This is a genomic window from Pseudomonas sp. FJ2-5-13, from assembly GCF_029201605.1.
Classification (GTDB): domain Bacteria; phylum Pseudomonadota; class Gammaproteobacteria; order Pseudomonadales; family Pseudomonadaceae; genus Aquipseudomonas; species Aquipseudomonas lactis.
In genome coordinates this window covers 3,548,741-3,566,580 of record NZ_CP104045.1, presented here as the reverse complement: position 1 = coordinate 3,566,580, position 17,840 = coordinate 3,548,741, and the positions used below count along the sequence as shown (strand labels likewise).

Here is a 17,840-nt window from a genome sequence, read left to right as displayed (position 1 = left end):
ATGATCGATTAAATCGATTTATCCCGCGCGTCCCAGTACTGCTGGGCCAATTCGAACGCCTGTTGCCGTGGGTGGCCAAGGCCGCGCAGGGCCAACGCCATGGTGGCGATCAACGCCAGTTGCGGGTAGCTGTCTTCAACGTCGCCGCGCCACAGCGCTTTGAGGTGCTCGGGCTCAAGCGTTGCCGGCTTGATGTGGCGCTGGTCGGAGAGGGCGGGCCACTCTTCGTCCCAGCTCTGGCCGCCAGTGGTGCCATACAAGTGACTGAGGGTGTCGGGGTTGATCTCGATCTCACCGCCGTCGCCCTTGACCACAATCACGTTGTCACCCAGCAGGCCGCTGGCATCACGATGCACGCCCTGGTAACCGGGGTGGAAAATGCTTTGCAGGCCACAGCGCGCATTCAGTGGGTTGAGCAGGCGCGCCAAGGAATGGATAGGCGAACGCAGGCCCAGGGTGTTACGCAGGTCGATCATGCGTTGCAACTGTGGCGCCCAATCACCCAGCGGGATAAACGCCAGGTTGCCGTGGGCAAAGGCGCTCTCGACCTGTTGCCAATCGCGGCACAGCGGGATGTTCAAGCTGTCCAGCAATTGTTCGGTGTACAAGCGCCCCGCGGTGTGGGCGCCGCCGCCGTGCATCAGGATGCGCACGCCGTTCTGTGCCAGGCATTTGGCTGCCAGCAGGAACCACGGCAGGTGGCGCTTTTTACCGGCGTAGGTTGGCCAGTCGATATCCACGTTCAACGCAGGTGCGTGCAGGCGCTCACGGACCGCTTCGGTGAAACCGGCGAGTTCTTCCGGGCTTTCTTCCTTGTGGCGCAGCAGCATCAGGAAGGCGCCGAGCTGGGTGTCCTCGACCTTTTCGTCGAGCAGCATGCCCATGGCCTCCCGCGCTTCCTCACGGGTGAGGTTGCGCGCGCCGCGCTTGCCTTTGCCGAGGATGCGCACGAACTGCGCAAAGGGATGCTCTTGGGGTGTTACGAGAGTCAGGGGGGCAAAGTCGGTCATAAGCAATTCGTCGGCCTGGGCAGGCCCGCCAGCTTGGCGGCGAGTTTGGCGGGAGTGCCGTTGAACAGTTTGTTGAGGTGCAGGCTGTTGCCCTTTTCCGGGCCCAGCTTCAAGGCGGTGTACTTGATCAGCGGGCGCGTGGCGGGAGACAGCTGGAATTCGGTGTAGAACTGGCGCAGCAGGGTGAGGATTTCCCAGTGTGCCGGGGTCAGCTCCAAGGCTTCGGCAGCGGCCAGGGCATTGGCCACTTCATCGGACCAGTCGTTGAGGTCGACGAGGTAGCCGTCCTTGTCCAGTTCCAGGGTGCGTGCGCCGACGGTCAGGGTGTTCATAGCCAGGTGTTGACCTTGTCGTAGTCGATGGACAGTTGCACGAAGCCTGGGTAATCGACACTGTCAGCCCAGTCGGGCAGCGGCAGGTTGCGCGCCTGCATGTCTTCGGCCAGCACAAACACCTTCACGCCTTTGGTTTGCAGGGCGGGCGTGTGCAGGCCGTAGGCACCGTCACCACACAGCAGAATTGCGTCCTCGGCCCCACAGAGGCGCAGGCAACTGTCGAGGCGGCTGTCAGTAAACGGGGAATGAGACACCACATGTAGAGTCGACATCAGAGGGTAATCACCTGGTCGTAACGGTCAATCAGCTGGGAAATGGCTTGGCTGTCGAGCGACTGCGCGTTGGCGGGTGGCGGCAGCCCGCGAGCGGACAGGCTATGGCTGCACGCGAACACGTCGTCAATGCCGAACAAGCCCAGGGCCTGCAGATTGGCACTCAGGTCTTTCTGTTGCACGGCTTTGGCGGCTTGGTTCGGCGCCAGTTGGAACACACCGTCATCCAGAAACAGCAGGCCAATGGGCAGATCGAACGCGCCACCGGCCAGCACGATATCCAGCGCTTCCCGCGCACTCGGCCCGGACCACGGGGCCTGGCGGCTGATCACCAGCAAGGATTTGGACATGTTACGGCCCTCCAAAACAGATCAGTCGGTCGGCGTCCTGGATCGCGTCATGCAATTGGCCCAGGCCCGACAACGCCCAGGGGGCTTCCAGGTTGACCGCGCTGCGTTGATAGCGCGCAGCTTCCTCGGCATTCAGCACACCCCGGCGCAGAGCAGCGGCGATGCACACCACGCCGTCGAGCTGGTGCTGGCTGACAAACTCGCGCCATTGGCGCGCAGTGTCTTGCTCATCCTGGGGCGCGACAATGTTGTTGGACGCGCTGTACACGCCGTCCTGGTAGAAAAACAGCCGCACAATCTCATGCCCGCCGGCCAGCGCTGCCTGCGCGAACAACAGGGCGCGGCGCGAAGAGGGCGCGTGGGCGGCGCTATACAGTGCAATCGCGAACTTCATGGAAGACTCTGCCAACAAACGTCGGCCAATGATAAAGCCGCCGCCGCGAAAAAGCCCGCCGTGATCAAAACGGTCACTGTGGTTGATTGTTCTGACGATTGCCGGCAGGCGCCCGGCTGCCTAGTCTGTGGGTATTCGCAACCCAACTGGAGTCTCTATGTCAGGTCCCTTGGCGTCCCTCAAAGTGTTGGATTTTTCCACCTTGCTGCCCGGCCCATTTGCCTCCTTGATGCTGGCGGACATGGGCGCCGAGGTGCTGCGCATCGAATCGCCCACGCGGATGGATCTGTTGCGTGTGTTGCCGCCCCATGATCGTGGCACCTCGGCCAGCCACGCCTACCTCAACCGCAACAAGCGCAGCCTGGCCCTGGACCTCAAGCAGGCCGAGGCGATCGAGATCGTGCGTGAGTTGGTCAAGGGCTATGACATCCTGCTCGAACAGTTCCGCCCCGGCGTCATGGAGCGCCTGGGCCTGGGCTATGAGGCGCTGAAGGCGATCAACCCGCGGCTGATCTACGTGTCGATCACCGGCTACGGCCAGACCGGCCCCTATAAGGACCGCGCCGGGCACGATATCAACTACCTGGCGCTGGCCGGCGTGGCCAGCCATACCGGGCGCCAGGACACCGGCCCGTTGCCCCTGGGCGTACAACTGGCGGATGTGGCGGGCGGTTCGCTGCATGCCGTGGTGGGCTTGCTGGCGGCGGTGATTGCCAGGCAGCAAAGCGGGGTGGGGCAATACCTGGATGTGAGCATGACCGATTGCTCGTTCAGCCTGAACGCCATGGCTGGGGCCGGTTACCTGGCTTGCGGGGTCGAGCCTGGGTGGGAGAACCATGTGCTCAATGGCGGGAGTTTCTATGACTATTACCGCACACGCGATGGGCGCTGGATGTCGGTGGGCAGTCTGGAACCGGGGTTTATGCAGCAGCTGTGCGAGGCATTGGGGCGGCCGGAACTGGCGGCACACAGCGTGACGCCCGAACGCCAGGCCGTGCTTAAGCAGGCGTTGCAGGTGGAGTTCGAGAAGCGCAGTTTTGACCAGTTGTGTGAGTTGTTTGCCGGGGTGGATGCGTGTGTGGAGCCGGTGTTGAGTCTGAGTGAGGCGGTGGAGCATCCACAGTTGAAGGCGCGGGAGCTGGTCAGCCAGGTGCCCCGGGGGGACGGCTCGACACAAGCGCAATTGGCCTGCCCGCTGAAGTTCTCCGAGGGGTTGCCGGCGCCCAGGCATATTGGGGTGGCGGTGGGGGCGCACAGTGATGAGGTATTGGTGGCGTTGGGGTTCGGTGTTGAGCGGATAGAGCAATTGCGCCAGGCCAAGGTTGTGGGTTGACTGAAAGGGCGCTTTCGCAGGCAAGCCAGCTCCCACATTTTGATTGCGTTCACAGATCCAAATGTGGGAGCTGGCTTGCCTGCGATGAGCATAGGTATCTACACAACTGTGTAGTTCGCAGCAGCCTCCTGTAACCACGATGCGAAGCGAGTCGCTCTTGATCTTGATCTGCTTGTGATCTTGATCTCAGGTGCCCCGTCAAACCACGCTGGCCGGAATTCGACAGGGATTTGGGGGGTAAACCGGCAGGGATGCCGGTTTAGCCGCCCCGCGCCATGGATGGCGCGTGGCGGCGGCCCCCCAAATCACTGGCGGATTACGGGCACACCGAGCCTAAGCGAGGTGCCGAGTGGTGGGGCAAGAGCGCTTTGCTTACTTTCGCGCTTTTCGAAAGTGAGCCGCCGTCAGGGCGGAACCCTAGGCGGCCGTTACCGCAGCAATGGATATGCACTCGGTATAACGGTGTCGACTGTCAGGCCGCCTTCGCGAGCAAGCCCGCTCCCACAGTTGGGTCGTGGGGCGTCAGGTAAATAGGCGTCGGCTATCCGGCCGTCACGGGAGCAAGCTCCCTCGCCACAGGTTTAGCGTCGTACCGAAGTTGTGTAGATACCTATGCTGCGAAGAGGCCCTCATTCCACCCGAGTTTCTCCAGTGAACACCAGAGTCTGCCGACACCGCCGACACAAATACCGCCGCCCCTGGTTCACCAGCCCATGGCGCTGCGGTGAAAACGGAAAGTCACTGTCCGCACACGGGCAGCGGTAAATATAGCGAGTCACCTGCCGGCGCTTGACCTCGTAGGTGTGGCAACGGTCGGGCGGCAGTTCGTAAACCCCGCGCATGATCAGCTGCCATTCCTCGCCATGGGGCTGGATGCGCTCGCCAAACAACTGGTGGGCAATCAGGTGCGCCACTTCGTGGGCCACGGTCTGCTTGAGAAAGTGTTGGCTGTTTTCACGGTACAACTGAGGGTTGAAGCGCAGCAGGTTCTCGTGCAAATGCGCGACACCGGCTTTCTGGCCCCGCAGCTTGAGGCTGACCTGGGGGCGTTTGAAGCTTCGTTTGAAAAAGGATTCGGCTTGCAGGAAACAATCTTCGACGCGGGTATTGAGTTGCTCGGGCATGCTGTACATATCTCCAGAGACGCCCAGTATGCCGCAAAGCAGGGGGTTTCCGAATCTGTCAGGCGCCGAATGGTCATGCATAACGCACAAAGCCACCTTGCGGTGGCCTTGCCTGCGGTTTTTTTTGGTCAACTGGTGTAGATCGGCCCGACGCCCAGGCCCCAGACGATCACGGTAAAGGCCATGATCGCCACCAGCACCACCAGGCCGACGGCCAGTACCGAACTGGAAAACAGGAAGCCTTCATCCGGGTCGATACTCATGAAGGTCGGCAGCCCTACATACAACAGGTACACCGTGTAGCAGATCGCCGCCGTGCCCACCACCATGCCCAGCCACATATGCGGGTAGAGCGCCGCCAGCCCGCCGATAAACAAGGGCGTGGCGGTGTAGGTGGCAAACGCCACGCAGCGGGCCATGCTTGGGCTGGCGTCGTAGGTGCGAGCCATCCAGTGAATGAACGCGCCCATCACCGCCACGCCGCACAGCATGGCCGCGTAAGACATGAGGGTCATCCACAGCGCGCTTTCCTGGGTCAGCATCACCGGAGCGCGGTTGCCGATAACCCAGCCGACCTGGGTGGTGCCAATAAAGGCGGAAATGGCGGGAATCGCCGCGAGAATCAGGGTATGAGTGAGGTACATGTGGCCGATGCTTTCTTCTTTATCGCCACGGATTTCCCGCCATTCCTGGTCGGGATGGGTAAACAGCCCCACGACGTGATGGATCATGCCAGTCACTCCTGTCGTTATTACCATCGCCCCCCATCGGAGCGCCCACGGGCCAAATGGCCTGAAAGGTCTGGATAGAATGTGCGACCTCAAGTCGCAGTATAGGAAGGGATGACCGGAATAACCGTAGGGCCTTTAGAGCAAATTGCGCTGTAAAAAGTGGGCTTAATCGCGTTAGGGTCTGGCAGCTTGATTTACTGTGAAAGCGTTTTAGGTGGGAGCGGGCTTGCTCGCGAAAGCGGTGGATCAGTCGATATGTCAGGTGACTGATCCACCGCTTTCGCGAGCAAGCCCGCTCCCACACAAGCCCAACTCCCACATTGGAACTTGGCCGCTCATATAGCTAAAATACCCGGCTTTTCGTCACACACCTTTGCGGATCCAAGCGCCATGGGCACTCTTACAGTCAACCAGAACAAACTGCAAAAACGCCTGCGTCGCCTGGCCGGTGAAGCAGTCGCCGATTTCAATATGATCGAGGACGGCGACAAGGTCATGGTCTGCCTCTCGGGCGGCAAAGACAGCTACACCATGCTCGACGTGTTGTTGCACCTGCAAAAGGTCGCACCGATCAAGTTCGAGATCGTGGCGGTCAACATGGACCAGAAGCAACCCGGTTTCCCTGAGCATGTGCTGCCGGCCTACCTGAAAGAACTGGGCGTCGAGTACCACATCGTCGAGAAAGACACCTACTCGGTGGTCAAGGAGCTGATTCCGGAAGGCAAGACCACCTGCTCGCTGTGCTCGCGCCTGCGCCGTGGCACGCTCTATACCTTTGCCGATGAGATCGGCGCGACCAAGATGGCCCTGGGTCATCACCGCGATGACATCGTCGAGACCTTCTTCCTCAATATGTTCTTCAACGGCTCGCTCAAGGCCATGCCGCCCAAGCTGCGCGCCGATGATGGGCGCAACGTGGTGATCCGCCCGCTGGCGTATTGCAACGAGAAGGACATCCAGGCTTACTCCGACTTCAAGCAATTCCCGATCATCCCGTGCAACCTGTGCGGCTCCCAGGAAAACCTGCAGCGCCAGGTGGTCAAGGAGATGCTGGTGGACTGGGAGCGCAAGACCCCAGGGCGTACCGAAAGTATCTTCCGCAGCCTGCAAAACGTGATCCCGTCGCAGTTGGCCGACCGCAACCTGTTCGACTTCACCAGCCTGAAAATCGATGAGACCGCCGTATCGCGTTTCGTCAATGTAGTGAACCTCTGAGTCTTCCCAAGGCTCTAGTACACGGCGCTTGCGGGCGCCGTTTTCAATTCGACTGACAGGAGAGGGCATGCGCGATTACAAGTGGCTGCACGAATATTGTCTGAACCGTTTCGGTTCGGCGGCCAAGCTGGAAGCCCATCTGCCGGTGCCCAAGACTCCGGCGCAATTGCGCAAGATCACCGATGACCGTTACCTGTCGACCTTGGCGCTGCGAGTGTTCCGCGCCGGTTTGAAGCACAGCGTGGTCGATGCCAAATGGCCGGCGTTCGAGCAGGTGTTCTTTGGCTTCGATCCGGAAAAAGTCGTGCTGATGGGCGCCGAGCACCTGGAACGGCTGATGCAAGACACCCGCATCATCCGTCACCTGGGCAAGCTCAAGAGTGTGCCGCGCAATGCGCAGATGATCCTGGATATCGAGCAGGAAAAAGGCAGCTTCGGCGCATTTATCGCCGATTGGCCGGTGACGGATATCGTCGGGCTGTGGAAGTACCTGAGCAAGCACGGCCACCAGCTGGGTGGGCTGTCGGCGCCGCGATTTTTGCGCATGGTCGGCAAGGACACTTTCGTGCCGAGCGATGACGTGGTGGCGGCGCTGAATGCGCAGAAGATCGTCGACAAGGCCCCGACCAGCCTGCGCGATTTGGCGACGGTGCAGGGTGCCTTCAACCAGTGGCATGCCGAGAGTGGGCGGCCGATGTGTCAGCTGTCGATGATGTTGGCCTATACCGTCAACCATTGAAACCGCGGTGATGCCTTCGCGAGCAAGCCCGCTCCCACAGGGGAACGCATTCCACCTGTGGGAGCGGGCTTGCTCGCGAAGGCTGACTTTCAGGCGCCCGGGGCTTCGGCCAGTCGCCGGTTCAGTTGATGCCGCCAACGCACATACAGCAACGCCGTGCAAAACACCGCCAGGCTCGCGAGCATCTCCAGCACACCGAACCACTGGCGGTTCGGGTCATACGCCGCCAGCGCGCCCTTGATGAAATACAGGTTCACCACAAAACACATCCACGAATGCCCGCGTGCGCTGCCCATCAGCATGCCTGGCGCAAGTATCAGCAACGGCACCAGTTCGATCAGCAGGATGACCCACGGGCGCGCCCCATGCAGGTCGGCGACCAACAGGTAGTACACGCACAACAAGCCCACCAGGCCCAAAAACGCCAGCAGGCTCAGCGCGCGTGCCACCTTGACCCGTGGCTCCAGCCACTCTCGTGGCGGCAGGACCTTAGGCTTCCTGGCCACGGCCGTTCTCCAGCAGCGTGGCGGTCTTGGCCAGGCGCAGGCCCAGGGCCCGGCACAGGGTGATTTCATGTTGGTCGAGCATGCGCTTGCCATCTGGCCCGGAATGGTGGCTGGCGCCATATGGCGTGCCGCCGCCCTGGGTGTCGAGCAGTGCCTGTTCGCTGTAGGGCAGGCCGGTGATCAGCATGCCGTGGTGCAGCAGCGGCAGCAGCATCGACATCAGCGTGGTTTCCTGGCCGCCATGCAGGCTGGCGGTGGAGGTGAACACGCCGGCTGGCTTGCCCACCAACGCGCCGGTAAGCCACAGGTTGCTGGTGCCATCGAGGAAGTACTTGAGCGGCGCGGCCATGTTGCCGAACCGGGTCGGGCTGCCCAGGGCCAGGCCCGAGCAGTGCTTCAGGTCATCCAGGCTGGCATACAGCGCGCCTTCGTCGGGAATGCTTGGTGCCACCGCTTCGCACTCGGTGGAAATCGCCGGCACCGTGCGCAACCGCGCCTCCATTCCGCCTTGCTCGATACCCCGGGCAATCTGCCGGGCCATCTCGCTCACCGAGCCGTTGCGGCTGTAATACAACACCAGCACATAGGGCGTACTCACGGCAGAATCTCCAGCACGTTCTCGGGCGGGCGGCCGATGATGGCTTTATCGGCGGTTTCCAGGATCGGGCGTTCCATCAGCTTGGGATGGGCGGCGATGGCGGCGATCAACTGTGCTTCGTTCACGCTGGCATCGGCCAGGTTCAGGGTTTTGTATTCGTCTTCACCGGTGCGCAGCAGTTGGCGTGCGCTGATGCCAAGCTTTTTGAGCAGGGCCTTGATTTGCGCGGCATCCAGCGGGGTTTCCAGGTAGCGCACGACGGTCGGGGTGAGGCCGCGGGCTTCCAGCAGTTCCAGCGCACCGCGCGATTTCGAGCAGCGCGGGTTGTGATAAAGCGTCAGATCGGTCATGTGCGGGTCGCATCTTGCGTAAGGTGGCGGGTATTCTACCTGCGCTGGCGCCTGTCCTTAAACCGTAAGAGGCGATAGGCCGCAGCCAACGTTCATTTTTGCGAAGGAATACCCCATGACAAGGCGACTGATCGGTGCATTGGCGATCATCACAACCCTGCTGCTCAGCGGCTGCGGTAACGATTACGGCGTTGACCAATATGGCCAGAAAGTGGCGGCCGAACGCCTGGACAAACAGTGGCTGGTGGTCAACTACTGGGCCGAATGGTGTGGCCCGTGCCGCACGGAAATCCCCGAGCTCAATGCCCTGGCAGAACAATTGAAAGGCCAGAATGTCGGGGTGTTCGGCGTCAACTTCGACAATGTGCAGGGTGAAGAACTGAAGGCCGCCAGCGACAAGCTGGGGATCAAGTTCACGGTACTGGCCCAGAACCCGGACGGGATTTTCGAGATTCCGCGCAGCGAGGCTTTGCCGGTGACCTACATCATCGACGATAAGGGCAAGGTGCGTGAGCAGTTGATGGGGGAGCAGACGGCGGAAGGGGTGTTGGCCAAGCTCAAGGCCCTCAAAGGCTAGAACTGTGGGAGCTGGCTTGCCTGCGATGGCCATAGGTATCTACACAACTTTGTGAGATGTAACAGCAGACGGTAACCACGATGCGAAGCGAGTCGCTCTTGATCTGCTTTTGATCTTAGGCGCCCCGTTAAACCACGCTGGCCGGAATTCGCCAGGGATTTGGGGGGTAAACCGGCAGGGATGCCGGTTTAGCCGCCCCGCGCCATGGATGGCGCGTGGCGGCGGCCCCCCAAATCACTGGCGGATTACGGGCACACCGAGCCTAAGCGAGGTGCCGAGTGGTGGGGCAAGAGCGTTTTGCTTACTTTTGCGCTTTTCAAAAGTGAGCCGCCGTCAGGGCGGAACCCTAAGTGGCCGTTACCGCAGGAATGGATATGTACACAACACAACTGTGTTGACTGCCAGGCCGCCTTCGCGAGCAAGCCCGCTCCCACAGGTTGATCGCGGGGTGTCAGGGTAGATTGGCATCGGCTGGCAGGCCGTCACGGGAGCAAGCTCCCTCGCCACAGGTCCAGCGTCGCCTCGAAGTTGTGTAGATACCGATGCTGCGATGGCATCGCTGCGGTGTACCTGATACACCGCGTCGTCCGCATCGCAGGCAAGCCAGCTCCCACAGAACCAGAGGACACCGCGTTAATACAGGCGCGTGCGCCTAGGTCAGCCTTCTTCGAGCCATAAGCGGATTGGCTTGCCTTCGGCCGGCCAGAACCGCGTCTGTTCGATCGGCGAGATGTCCCAGCGCTGCACGCTTTGCAGGGCCTGGAAGAAGCGATGCTCTTGCTCCATCAGGGCTTCGGCGCACATTTTTCGGGTGCTGCCGACCGGGCCGAAGCTGAGCTTGTTGCCTTCGACGGTGTACGGTGCAAACCAGTGGTTGCAGCCGCCATTGCCATAGGCCCGGCCATCGGCACCCAGGGTGACGGTCAGGTGCGCGTAGTCCATCAACGGCCGCTCACCGATCCATTCCACTACGTAGCTGTGGTCGCGCTCGAGCTTGGCGCCATCGGCGGCGCAGCCTGCCAGGCTCATGCCGATTGCGGCGAGCAGCAGCCGGCCTTTCATTGCGCGGCCTGCTGGCATTTCGGGCAACGGTGCTTATCGCCTTCGCTGGCCCAGCCCAGTTCTTTGATACGCGCGTTGGCGGCCGGTTGCAGGGGGGCCTTGGTCAGCTTGGTTTCTACCGCGAATTCAAACTCCAGCACGGCGTCGCAGCTGTCGCAGTTGACCTTCCAGGTGTGAATTTCCAGTTCGCCGAACTTCGGCCCTTGGGCCATGGCGACCCACTGGCCCGCCGGGCGGATGGAGTAGCGCGCGTCACCTTCGACGGTCAGTCGCATCGACAGGGTTTTACTGCCGCGCAGGCTGACGATCAGGACGTCGCCATGTTTGATCGAACCACCGTTGCCGGTGACCTGGTAACGGCCCGGCACCAGGGCGCGGCATTCGATCAGGGTGTGTTGCGGGCTCAGCAAGCTGAAGCGGAAATCGTGTTCGGCCATGGATCCTCCAAATAGGCGCGGCATCCTATCACGGGTGCCGGCCTATCATGAGCCTGGTATGTGACCGCTGATCATCCCTCGACCAGGTTCTGCGCCCGACCATCGGCCCACGCGGCAATGTTGGCCAATGTGGTGCCGGCAATCGCCGCCAGGGCTTCACGGGTGAGGAAGGCCTGGTGCGCGGTGATGATCACGTTGGGGAAGGTCAGCAGGCGCGCGAGCACGTCGTCTTGCAGGGGCAGGTCCGAGCGGTCTTCGAAAAACAACTGCGCTTCTTCTTCGTATACGTCCAGCCCGAGGTAGCCCAACTGGCCAACCTTGAGTGCTTCGATCAGTGCTGGCGTATCGACCAGGCCACCGCGCCCGGTGTTGATCAGCATCGCGCCGGGTTGCATCTGCGCGAGCGAGCGGGTATTGATCAGGTGTTTGCTGTCGGCGGTCAATGGGCAATGCAGGCTGATGATCTGCGCCTCGGCCAACAGTTCAGGCAGGCTTACGTAGCGGGCCCCGAGGTCCTGCACCTGTGGGTTGGGGAAGGGATCGTAGGCCAGCAACTGGCAGCCGAAGCCGGCCATGATCTTGGCGAAGGTCGCGCCGATTTGCCCGGTGCCAACCACGCCGACCGTTTTGCCGACCAGATCGAAACCGGTGAGCCCGTGCAGGCTGAAATCACCGTCGCGGGTGCGGTTGTAAGCACGGTGCAGACGGCGGTTGAGCGCCAGAATCAGCGCGACGGCGTGCTCAGCCACCGCGTGGGGCGAATAGGCGGGTACGCGCACGATGCTCAGGCCCAGGCGTTGGGCGGCCGGCAAGTCGACATGGTTGTAGCCCGCCGAGCGCAGGGCAATCAGGCGCGTACCGCCCTTGGCCAGTTGCTCCAGCACGGGGGCGCTGAGGTCGTCGTTGATAAAGGCGCAGACCACCTCGTGGTGTTCGGCCAGGGCCACGGTATCGAGGTTCAGGCGTGCCGGTTGGAATTGCAGTTCCAGGCCGGCCGGCAGCGGTTCGCCGAGGAAACTCTCGCGGTCGTAGGTTTGGCTGCTGAAGAGAATGACGCGCATTAAAAAGGCTCCCTGCAATGACAGAATAGATGCGTACCTGTAGGAGCGAGCTTGCTCGCGAAAAACGTCAACGATAACGCGTTCATTCTGGTTTAACGCGGTGTTCTCTGGTTTTTCGCGAGCAAGCTCGCTCCTACAGTCGGACGGTCAGGCACTCACTCTGGCTTCACTGGCCAACCGCGCAATCGCCATGTCCAGTTCGTCCAGCGCGGCCATGGCCTTGGCGTCATCCTGTTTGAGCAGGGTTTCGGCGCGCTGGCAGGCCGCCCGCAATTGCGGTACGCCACAGTAGCGGGTGGCGCCGTGCAGGCGGTGAACGCGTTCGATCAAGGCATGGTTGTCATTGGCTTCGCGGGCGACGGTAATCGCCAGGCGATCAGCCTCCAGGGAGGCCAGCAGCATGGCGAGCATATCGGCGGCCAGGTCGGCCTTGTTGGCGGCTAGGCGCAGGCCTTCTTCGTGGTCGAGTACCAAGAGTTGCACGCCCTGGGCCGCACCTTCGTGGGTGCGCTCCGGGCCTTGGTTACGCAGCGCCAGGCCGGTCCATTTCAAGACCACCTGGGCCAATTGCCGCTCGCTGATGGGCTTGGTCAAGTAGTCGTCCATGCCGCTTTGCAGCAGGGCGCGTTTTTCGTTGGCCATGGCGTGAGCCGTGAGGGCCACCACCGGCAGCGGCGTGCCGTGGCGCTCGCTTTCCCACTGGCGGATCGCCTCGGTGCTCTGGCGGCCGTCCATGCCGGGCATTTGCACGTCCATCAGCACTAAATCGAAAGTTTCCTGCTTCACGGCGTCGACGGCCGCGTAACCGCTTTCCACCGCCTGCACCTTGGCGCCCATGTCTTCCAGCAGGGTTTGCACCAGCAACAGGTTGGCCGGGTTGTCGTCCACGCACAGCACCCGTGGCGCACGGCTGGACAACGGCTCACCGGGTTCGCTGCGCGAAGGGCGCGGGCTGATCAGGTCGGCCAGGGAGCGGCGCAGCTTGCGCGTACAGGCGGGCTTGGCCTGCAATTGGCTGTTGGGGTTGGGCACCGATTGGTTGAACAGCATCTGCTCGGTGGTCGGGCACAGCACCAGCACCTTGCAGCCTAGGTGTTCAAGGTCCCACAGGTGTTGGTTGAGGCGCTCGGGCGGAATGTCATTGGCCGTGACACCGAGCACCGCCAGGCTGATGGCCTGTTCGGTCTGGTGGGCACTGGTGATGCCGTTGGTCAGGCTTTCCAGGGTATTGAAAGGCGTGACTTCCAGGCCGCAGTCTTCCAACTGATGTTGCAGGGCCTGGCGCGCCAGTTCGTGGTTTTCCAGCACGGCCACACGCCGCCCCAGCAGCGGCGCGGCGGGCAGGTCTTCGACGTCGTCGCGGGTTTTGGGCAGGTTCAGGCTGATCCAGAATTCGGAGCCTTCTCCCGGCGTGCTGTCGACGCCGATTTCGCCGCCCATCTGCTCGATCAACCGCTTGGAAATCACCAGGCCCAAACCGGTGCCGCCGGGCTGGCGCGACAGCGAGTTGTCGGCCTGGCTGAATGCCTGGAATAGGGCGCGCACATCCTGGTTGGACAGGCCGATGCCGGTGTCTTGCACACTGATGCGCAATTGCACGCTGTCTTCCTGCTCATCCTCGATCATCGCTCGGGCCACAATGGTGCCTTCGCGGGTGAACTTGATCGCATTGCTGATCAGGTTGGTCAAAATCTGCTTGAGCCGCAGCGGGTCACCCACCAACGCCAGGGGCGTGTCGCGGTACACCAGGCTCACCAGTTCGAGCTGCTTGGCATGGGCGGCGGGGGCGAGGATGGTCAAGGTGTCTTGCAGCAAGTCGCGAAGATTGAAAGGCACGCTGTCGAGCACCAGTTTGCCGGCTTCAATCTTCGAGAAATCGAGGATTTCGTTGATGATGCCCAGCAGGTTATCCGCAGATTTTTCGATAGTGCCCAGGTAGTCCAACTGGCGCGGCGACAGCTCGCTTTTTTGCAACAGGTGAGTAAAGCCGAGGATGCCGTTGAGCGGCGTGCGGATTTCATGGCTCATGTTGGCCAGGAATTCCGACTTGATGCGACTGGCTTCCAGGGCTTCCTTGCGTGCCAGGTCCAGCTCGATGTTCTGGATCTCGATGGTTTCCAGGTTCTGGCGCACGTCTTCGGTGGCCTGGTCGATGCTGTGTTGCAGCTCTTCCTGGGCATTTTGCAGGGTTTCGGCCATGCGGTTGATGCCGGATGCGAGTTGGTCCAGTTCCTGGCTGCCCAAGGGTGGCAAACGTGTTTCCAGGTTGCCGTCCTTGAGCTGGGCCACCGCTTGCTTGATCTGGCCAATCGGCGAATTGATGGTGCGGCTGATACGCAGGGCGAGGGCGGCGGTGCACATCAGGCCGATGGCGATCAGTAGCAGGCTGGCGAACAGGCTGCGATAGCCACGCAGCAACATGCCATTGTGAGACAGCTCCACTTCGACCCAACCCAGCAGGCGGTCTGCCTCATCCGGAATCAACTCGCCCGCCAGGTTGCGATGGCGGCCAAACACCGGCAGTAAATAGCGAGTGGCATCGTTGCCGGTGCGCTGCAACAGGTGCGAGCTGTTGCCGGTGGGCGGCAGGTTGAGCATGGTCGGGCCAGCGTGGGCCAGGGAAGAGCGGTCTGGCGCCAGGAACGACACCGCGCGCACATCCGGCTGCTCCAGGGACTGGGTCGCGATGCGCTCCAGCAGGTCGGTGTTGTTGTGGCCCAGGGCAGGTGCCACCAAGGGTGCCAATTGCTCGGCGATCATTTCGCCGCGTTGCAGCAACTGGGTCTGCAGCTCCGAGAGCTGCATCCAGGTGAAATAGCCGCCCAACAACAGCGCCATCAGGCTGGTCGGTAATAAGGTCAGCAACAGTACGCGGCCTTTTATCCCCATTCTTCTAAGCACGCCACTCTCCTGCTACCACGTTGTTATCAATCATCCACGCCGGCATCCGGCCCGCGCCACCTGCGCAGTGTAGCCATTTGCGCGGCCTGGAATCTTGCAAATTAATGACATGCGGCAATCTTCGGGCCATTCGGCGCCGGGTGGCGATTGCCTGTGAACGTTTAATCTTGAATAATCAGTGATTGAGAATGACTTGCAGACGCTAATGACTCCCGCAGCAGTTGGCCTACCCAGTATCCTGACCATCGAAGACGACCCGGTGTTGGGCGCCTATGTGCACGAGCAGCTTGGCCGCAGTGGCTTCCAGGTGACCTGGTGCCGGAACGGTCAGCAGGGCCTGCAACTGGCCCGTGCCCAGGCCTTCGACCTGGTGCTGATGGACATTCTGCTGCCGGGGCTGGACGGTTTGTCGATCCTCACCCATTTGCGCCAGAGCCACGCCATGCCGGTGATCCTGATGTCGGCCCTGGGCGCTGAAGCCGATCGTATCAGCGGTTTTCGCCTGGGCGCGGACGACTATCTGCCCAAACCGTTCAGCATGGTTGAACTGTGCGTGCGTATTGAAGCGATTCTGCGCCGCGTTGCCCTGGACCGCCGACCCGAGCCGCCGCGTGCCCCGGCACCCGAAGATGCCCGCATGCTGCACTTCGATGATGAGCGCTGCGATGTGTCCTGCCAGGACCAGTGGGCCGGGCTCACGCGCAGCGAATACCGCCTGCTGGAAACCCTGCACCGCAATACCGAAGAAGTCCTCAGCAAAGCCTTCCTGTATCAGCAGGTGTTGCAGCGCGGTTATGCGCCCCATGACCGCAGCCTCGACATGCACGTCAGCCAGATCCGCCGCAAGCTCAAGGCCATCGGTTACATCGAGCGTGAAGTGCGCACCGTGTGGGGCAAGGGCTACGTGCTGAGTGGTCACGATGAAGGGCTTTGAGCGACTGCCCGGCAAACACTCGTTGTTCTGGAAGCTGGCCTGCCTGTTGATCGCCTTCTGTTTGCTGATGATTTGGCTCAGTTGGTCGTGGGGCCGCTACATGGAACAGCAGAGCGCGTACCTGTCCGACAAGTCGCGGGAGATTCTCACTGGTTATGCTGCGGGCGCCGAACTGGCGTGGAGCACACAAGGCAGCGCGGGCGTAGATGCCTGGCTGCAGCGGATGGCCGAGCGTGAAAGCACTTGGGTCGGGGTGATCGGTAATGACCTGCAGTCCCTGAGCAGCACGCCCTTGAGTGATAAGGAAAGCCAGCGCCTGACGTTCTTGCGTGGATTGGATTGGCCGGTCAGCCGGCATGTCATCGGTTTGCCCTGGATGAAGGTGCCGTTTCCGGTCGACCCTGGCGCGGGATCGCTGGTGATCGAGTTGCCGCAGCGTTTTATGCCAGGGCGCTATCAACTGTTCTGGCGAGTGGTCACCAATGGTGTGATTCCCGGTCTATTTACCCTGTTGCTGTGCATCGGCCTCTATCGGCTGCTGATCATGCCCCTCAATCAATTGCGCGAGCAGGCCAATGCCTGGCGTGCCGACCAACTCAATACGCGAATGTCCCGTGATGCCACCAGCCGCCAGGATGAACTGGGCGAGCTGGGCCGCGCCTTTGACCATATGTCCGAACGCTTGCAGGGCACGGTGCGTTTGCAGCAGCAGTTGCTGCGCGATATGTCCCATGAACTGCGCACACCCTTGAGCCGCTTGCGGGTGGCCTGTGACAGTGAGCAAGACCTGGCCAAACTGCGCGAACGCCTGGGCCGGGAAATCGACGCCATGCAGCGCCTGGTGGAAGACAGCCTGCAACTGGCCTGGCTCGACAGCGAAACAACGCCGCTGCCCCAGGAAGATATTCAGCTCCAGGCCTTGTGGGATATGTTGCGCGAGAATGCGTGTTTTGAAAGCCACTGGCCGGCCTCGCGCTTGCCATGCCTGTTACCGGCGGACAGTTGGGTGCGCGGCAACCTGAATGCACTGGCCCAGGCCCTGGAAAATATCCTGCGCAACGCCATACGCCACTCGCCCAAGGGCGGCTGCGTGCAACTCGACGGCTGTCGTGAGGGCGACTATTGGCATATCTGGCTGCAGGATCAGGGCCCGGGGATTGCCGAGGGTGACTTGGAGCGCATCTTCGCGCCCTTTACCCGCCTGGACGGCTCGCGGCCCGGCGATGGCGGTTTCGGCCTGGGCCTGAGCATTGCCCGCAACGCCGTGCAGCGCCAGGGCGGTCGCTTATGGGCAGAAAACACCGGGCAGGGGCTGCGGGTGCATTTGCACTTGCTGGCCCGTTAGCGCTCAGCGCCTACGCAGTTTGCGTTTTTTCCACTGGTGCGCCACCCACCAGCGCCAGTACGCCATGGTCAGGCAATAGGCCAGGGCGCCCAAAACTACCCCCAATACCACCGAACCCAGCAAGAATGGCTGCCACAGTGTGCTCAACTGGCCGCTGATCCATTCCCACGTCAGGTTATCGGGCAAGCTGCGTGGCGGCACGTTCATCAGCCAGGCGCCGGTCATGTAGGTGCAGATGAACACCACCGGCATGGTGATGGGGTTGGTCAACCACACCAGGCTGATGGCGATAGGCATATTGCCGCGCACCGAGATCGCGAGCACTGCGGCGAGCAACATCTGCAACGGAATCGGGATAAACGCCGCAAATAAACCCACCGCCATGGCGCGCGCCACGGAGTGCCGGTTCAGGTGCCAGAGGTTGGGGTCATGCAGCAGCGTGCCAAGAAACTGTAATGACTTGTGTTCCCTGATACTGCTGGGATCGGGCATGTACCGTTTGAATAAGCGCCGGGGCATAAGGGGTCCACGTCAATTCGAGGGGCAAGTATGCCCGGATTCTATAA

The 17,840-nt window shown here is 61.6% G+C and carries 21 protein-coding genes; 6 read left to right on the top strand and 15 right to left on the bottom strand.

The features are described 5' to 3' along the window. Positions 1-8 precede the first annotated feature (8 nt). Genes N2A98_RS15635 through tusD form a run of 5 tightly spaced genes read right to left on the bottom strand, consistent with a single transcriptional unit; the run spans position 9 to position 2,361 of the window. Positions 9-1,010, bottom strand: coding sequence for a glycosyl transferase family protein (locus N2A98_RS15635; RefSeq protein ID WP_275622294.1), 1,002 nt, complete (start codon positions 1,008-1,010; stop codon positions 9-11). Continuing rightward, the gene (locus N2A98_RS15630) at positions 1,007-1,342 is read right to left on the bottom strand and encodes a TusE/DsrC/DsvC family sulfur relay protein (protein WP_014718893.1); all 336 of its coding nucleotides are present in this window, start codon (positions 1,340-1,342) and stop codon (positions 1,007-1,009) included. Before N2A98_RS15630 ends, N2A98_RS15635 begins: the two co-directional genes overlap by 4 nt. Beyond that, entirely contained in the window at positions 1,339-1,617 is a 279-nt protein-coding gene (gene tusB / locus N2A98_RS15625; RefSeq protein ID WP_044274586.1) for a sulfurtransferase complex subunit TusB, read from the bottom strand. The genes N2A98_RS15630 and tusB overlap by 4 nt, the downstream gene beginning before the upstream one ends. Further along, positions 1,617-1,967, bottom strand: a complete 351-nt coding sequence (gene tusC / locus N2A98_RS15620; protein ID WP_078803341.1) for a sulfurtransferase complex subunit TusC — start codon at positions 1,965-1,967, stop codon at positions 1,617-1,619. Before tusC ends, tusB begins: the two co-directional genes overlap by 1 nt. A gap of 1 nt (position 1,968) precedes the next feature. Next, a complete protein-coding gene (gene tusD, locus N2A98_RS15615; protein WP_032896695.1) occupies positions 1,969-2,361 on the bottom strand; it encodes a sulfurtransferase complex subunit TusD in 393 nt (130 codons plus the stop codon). Positions 2,362-2,518: 157 nt separating this feature from the next. Between tusD and N2A98_RS15610 the strand changes: the two genes are divergently transcribed. Continuing rightward, positions 2,519-3,694, top strand: a complete 1,176-nt coding sequence (locus N2A98_RS15610) for a CaiB/BaiF CoA-transferase family protein (RefSeq protein ID WP_032896697.1) — start codon at positions 2,519-2,521, stop codon at positions 3,692-3,694. 629 nt (positions 3,695-4,323) lie between these two features. Here N2A98_RS15610 and N2A98_RS15605 read toward each other — a convergent pair. Next, positions 4,324-4,818, bottom strand: a complete 495-nt coding sequence (locus N2A98_RS15605) for a SprT family zinc-dependent metalloprotease (protein WP_003192067.1) — start codon at positions 4,816-4,818, stop codon at positions 4,324-4,326. Between the two features lie 128 nt (positions 4,819-4,946). Next, complete coding sequence (locus tag N2A98_RS15600) at positions 4,947-5,549, bottom strand: Yip1 family protein (protein WP_003192065.1); 603 nt, start codon at positions 5,547-5,549, stop codon at positions 4,947-4,949. Between the two features lie 390 nt (positions 5,550-5,939). On the opposite strand from N2A98_RS15600, the gene ttcA reads away from it, so the two are divergent. Together ttcA and N2A98_RS15590 are read left to right on the top strand one after the other, a co-directional pair. Continuing rightward, positions 5,940-6,764, top strand: a complete 825-nt coding sequence (gene ttcA / locus N2A98_RS15595; protein ID WP_047711140.1) for a tRNA 2-thiocytidine(32) synthetase TtcA — start codon at positions 5,940-5,942, stop codon at positions 6,762-6,764. Positions 6,765-6,831: 67 nt separating this feature from the next. Next, a complete protein-coding gene (locus N2A98_RS15590; protein ID WP_034127867.1) occupies positions 6,832-7,503 on the top strand; it encodes a DNA-3-methyladenine glycosylase I in 672 nt (223 codons plus the stop codon). 89 nt (positions 7,504-7,592) lie between these two features. On the opposite strand, the gene N2A98_RS15585 is transcribed toward N2A98_RS15590, so the two are convergent. Genes N2A98_RS15585 through arsC form a run of 3 tightly spaced genes read right to left on the bottom strand, consistent with a single transcriptional unit; the run spans position 7,593 to position 8,957 of the window. After that, a complete protein-coding gene (locus N2A98_RS15585; protein ID WP_044274584.1) occupies positions 7,593-8,009 on the bottom strand; it encodes a DUF2069 domain-containing protein in 417 nt (138 codons plus the stop codon). Beyond that, positions 7,993-8,607, bottom strand: coding sequence for an NAD(P)H:quinone oxidoreductase (wrbA, locus tag N2A98_RS15580; RefSeq protein ID WP_003192060.1), 615 nt, complete (start codon positions 8,605-8,607; stop codon positions 7,993-7,995). Before wrbA ends, N2A98_RS15585 begins: the two co-directional genes overlap by 17 nt. Next, entirely contained in the window at positions 8,604-8,957 is a 354-nt protein-coding gene (gene arsC, locus N2A98_RS15575; protein WP_047711139.1) for an arsenate reductase (glutaredoxin), read from the bottom strand. The genes wrbA and arsC overlap by 4 nt, the downstream gene beginning before the upstream one ends. 115 nt (positions 8,958-9,072) lie before the next feature. Between arsC and N2A98_RS15570 the strand changes: the two genes are divergently transcribed. Beyond that, positions 9,073-9,534, top strand: coding sequence for a TlpA disulfide reductase family protein (locus tag N2A98_RS15570; protein WP_003192057.1), 462 nt, complete (start codon positions 9,073-9,075; stop codon positions 9,532-9,534). 657 nt (positions 9,535-10,191) lie between these two features. Here the strand turns inward: N2A98_RS15570 and N2A98_RS15565 are convergent. The 4 genes from N2A98_RS15565 to N2A98_RS15550 all read right to left on the bottom strand — a co-directional run bounded on the left by N2A98_RS15565 (position 10,192) and on the right by N2A98_RS15550 (position 14,995). After that, positions 10,192-10,596 carry an META domain-containing protein gene (locus N2A98_RS15565; protein ID WP_032896704.1) on the bottom strand — a complete coding sequence of 135 codons (405 nt, stop codon included), beginning with the start codon at positions 10,594-10,596 and terminating at the stop codon, positions 10,192-10,194. After that, entirely contained in the window at positions 10,593-11,033 is a 441-nt protein-coding gene (locus N2A98_RS15560; RefSeq protein ID WP_003192054.1) for a hypothetical protein, read from the bottom strand. Before N2A98_RS15560 ends, N2A98_RS15565 begins: the two co-directional genes overlap by 4 nt. Before the next feature lie 71 nt (positions 11,034-11,104). Then, positions 11,105-12,094, bottom strand: a complete 990-nt coding sequence (locus N2A98_RS15555) for a 2-hydroxyacid dehydrogenase (RefSeq protein WP_069557865.1) — start codon at positions 12,092-12,094, stop codon at positions 11,105-11,107. A 147-nt stretch (positions 12,095-12,241) separates the two neighbouring features. Beyond that, positions 12,242-14,995: a response regulator gene (locus N2A98_RS15550; RefSeq protein ID WP_047711137.1), complete on the bottom strand. Its 2,754-nt coding sequence runs from the start codon at positions 14,993-14,995 to the stop codon at positions 12,242-12,244. 205 nt (positions 14,996-15,200) lie between these two features. Between N2A98_RS15550 and N2A98_RS15545 the strand changes: the two genes are divergently transcribed. Beyond that, complete coding sequence (locus N2A98_RS15545; protein ID WP_078803337.1) at positions 15,201-15,929, top strand: response regulator transcription factor; 729 nt, start codon at positions 15,201-15,203, stop codon at positions 15,927-15,929. Continuing rightward, positions 15,916-17,274, top strand: coding sequence for a sensor histidine kinase (locus N2A98_RS15540; protein WP_275622293.1), 1,359 nt, complete (start codon positions 15,916-15,918; stop codon positions 17,272-17,274). Before N2A98_RS15545 ends, N2A98_RS15540 begins: the two co-directional genes overlap by 14 nt. A gap of 3 nt (positions 17,275-17,277) precedes the next feature. Here N2A98_RS15540 and N2A98_RS15535 read toward each other — a convergent pair whose 3' ends face one another. Continuing rightward, positions 17,278-17,793 carry a DUF2062 domain-containing protein gene (locus N2A98_RS15535; RefSeq protein ID WP_003192045.1) on the bottom strand — a complete coding sequence of 172 codons (516 nt, stop codon included), beginning with the start codon at positions 17,791-17,793 and terminating at the stop codon, positions 17,278-17,280. Positions 17,794-17,840: the final 47 nt, after the last annotated feature.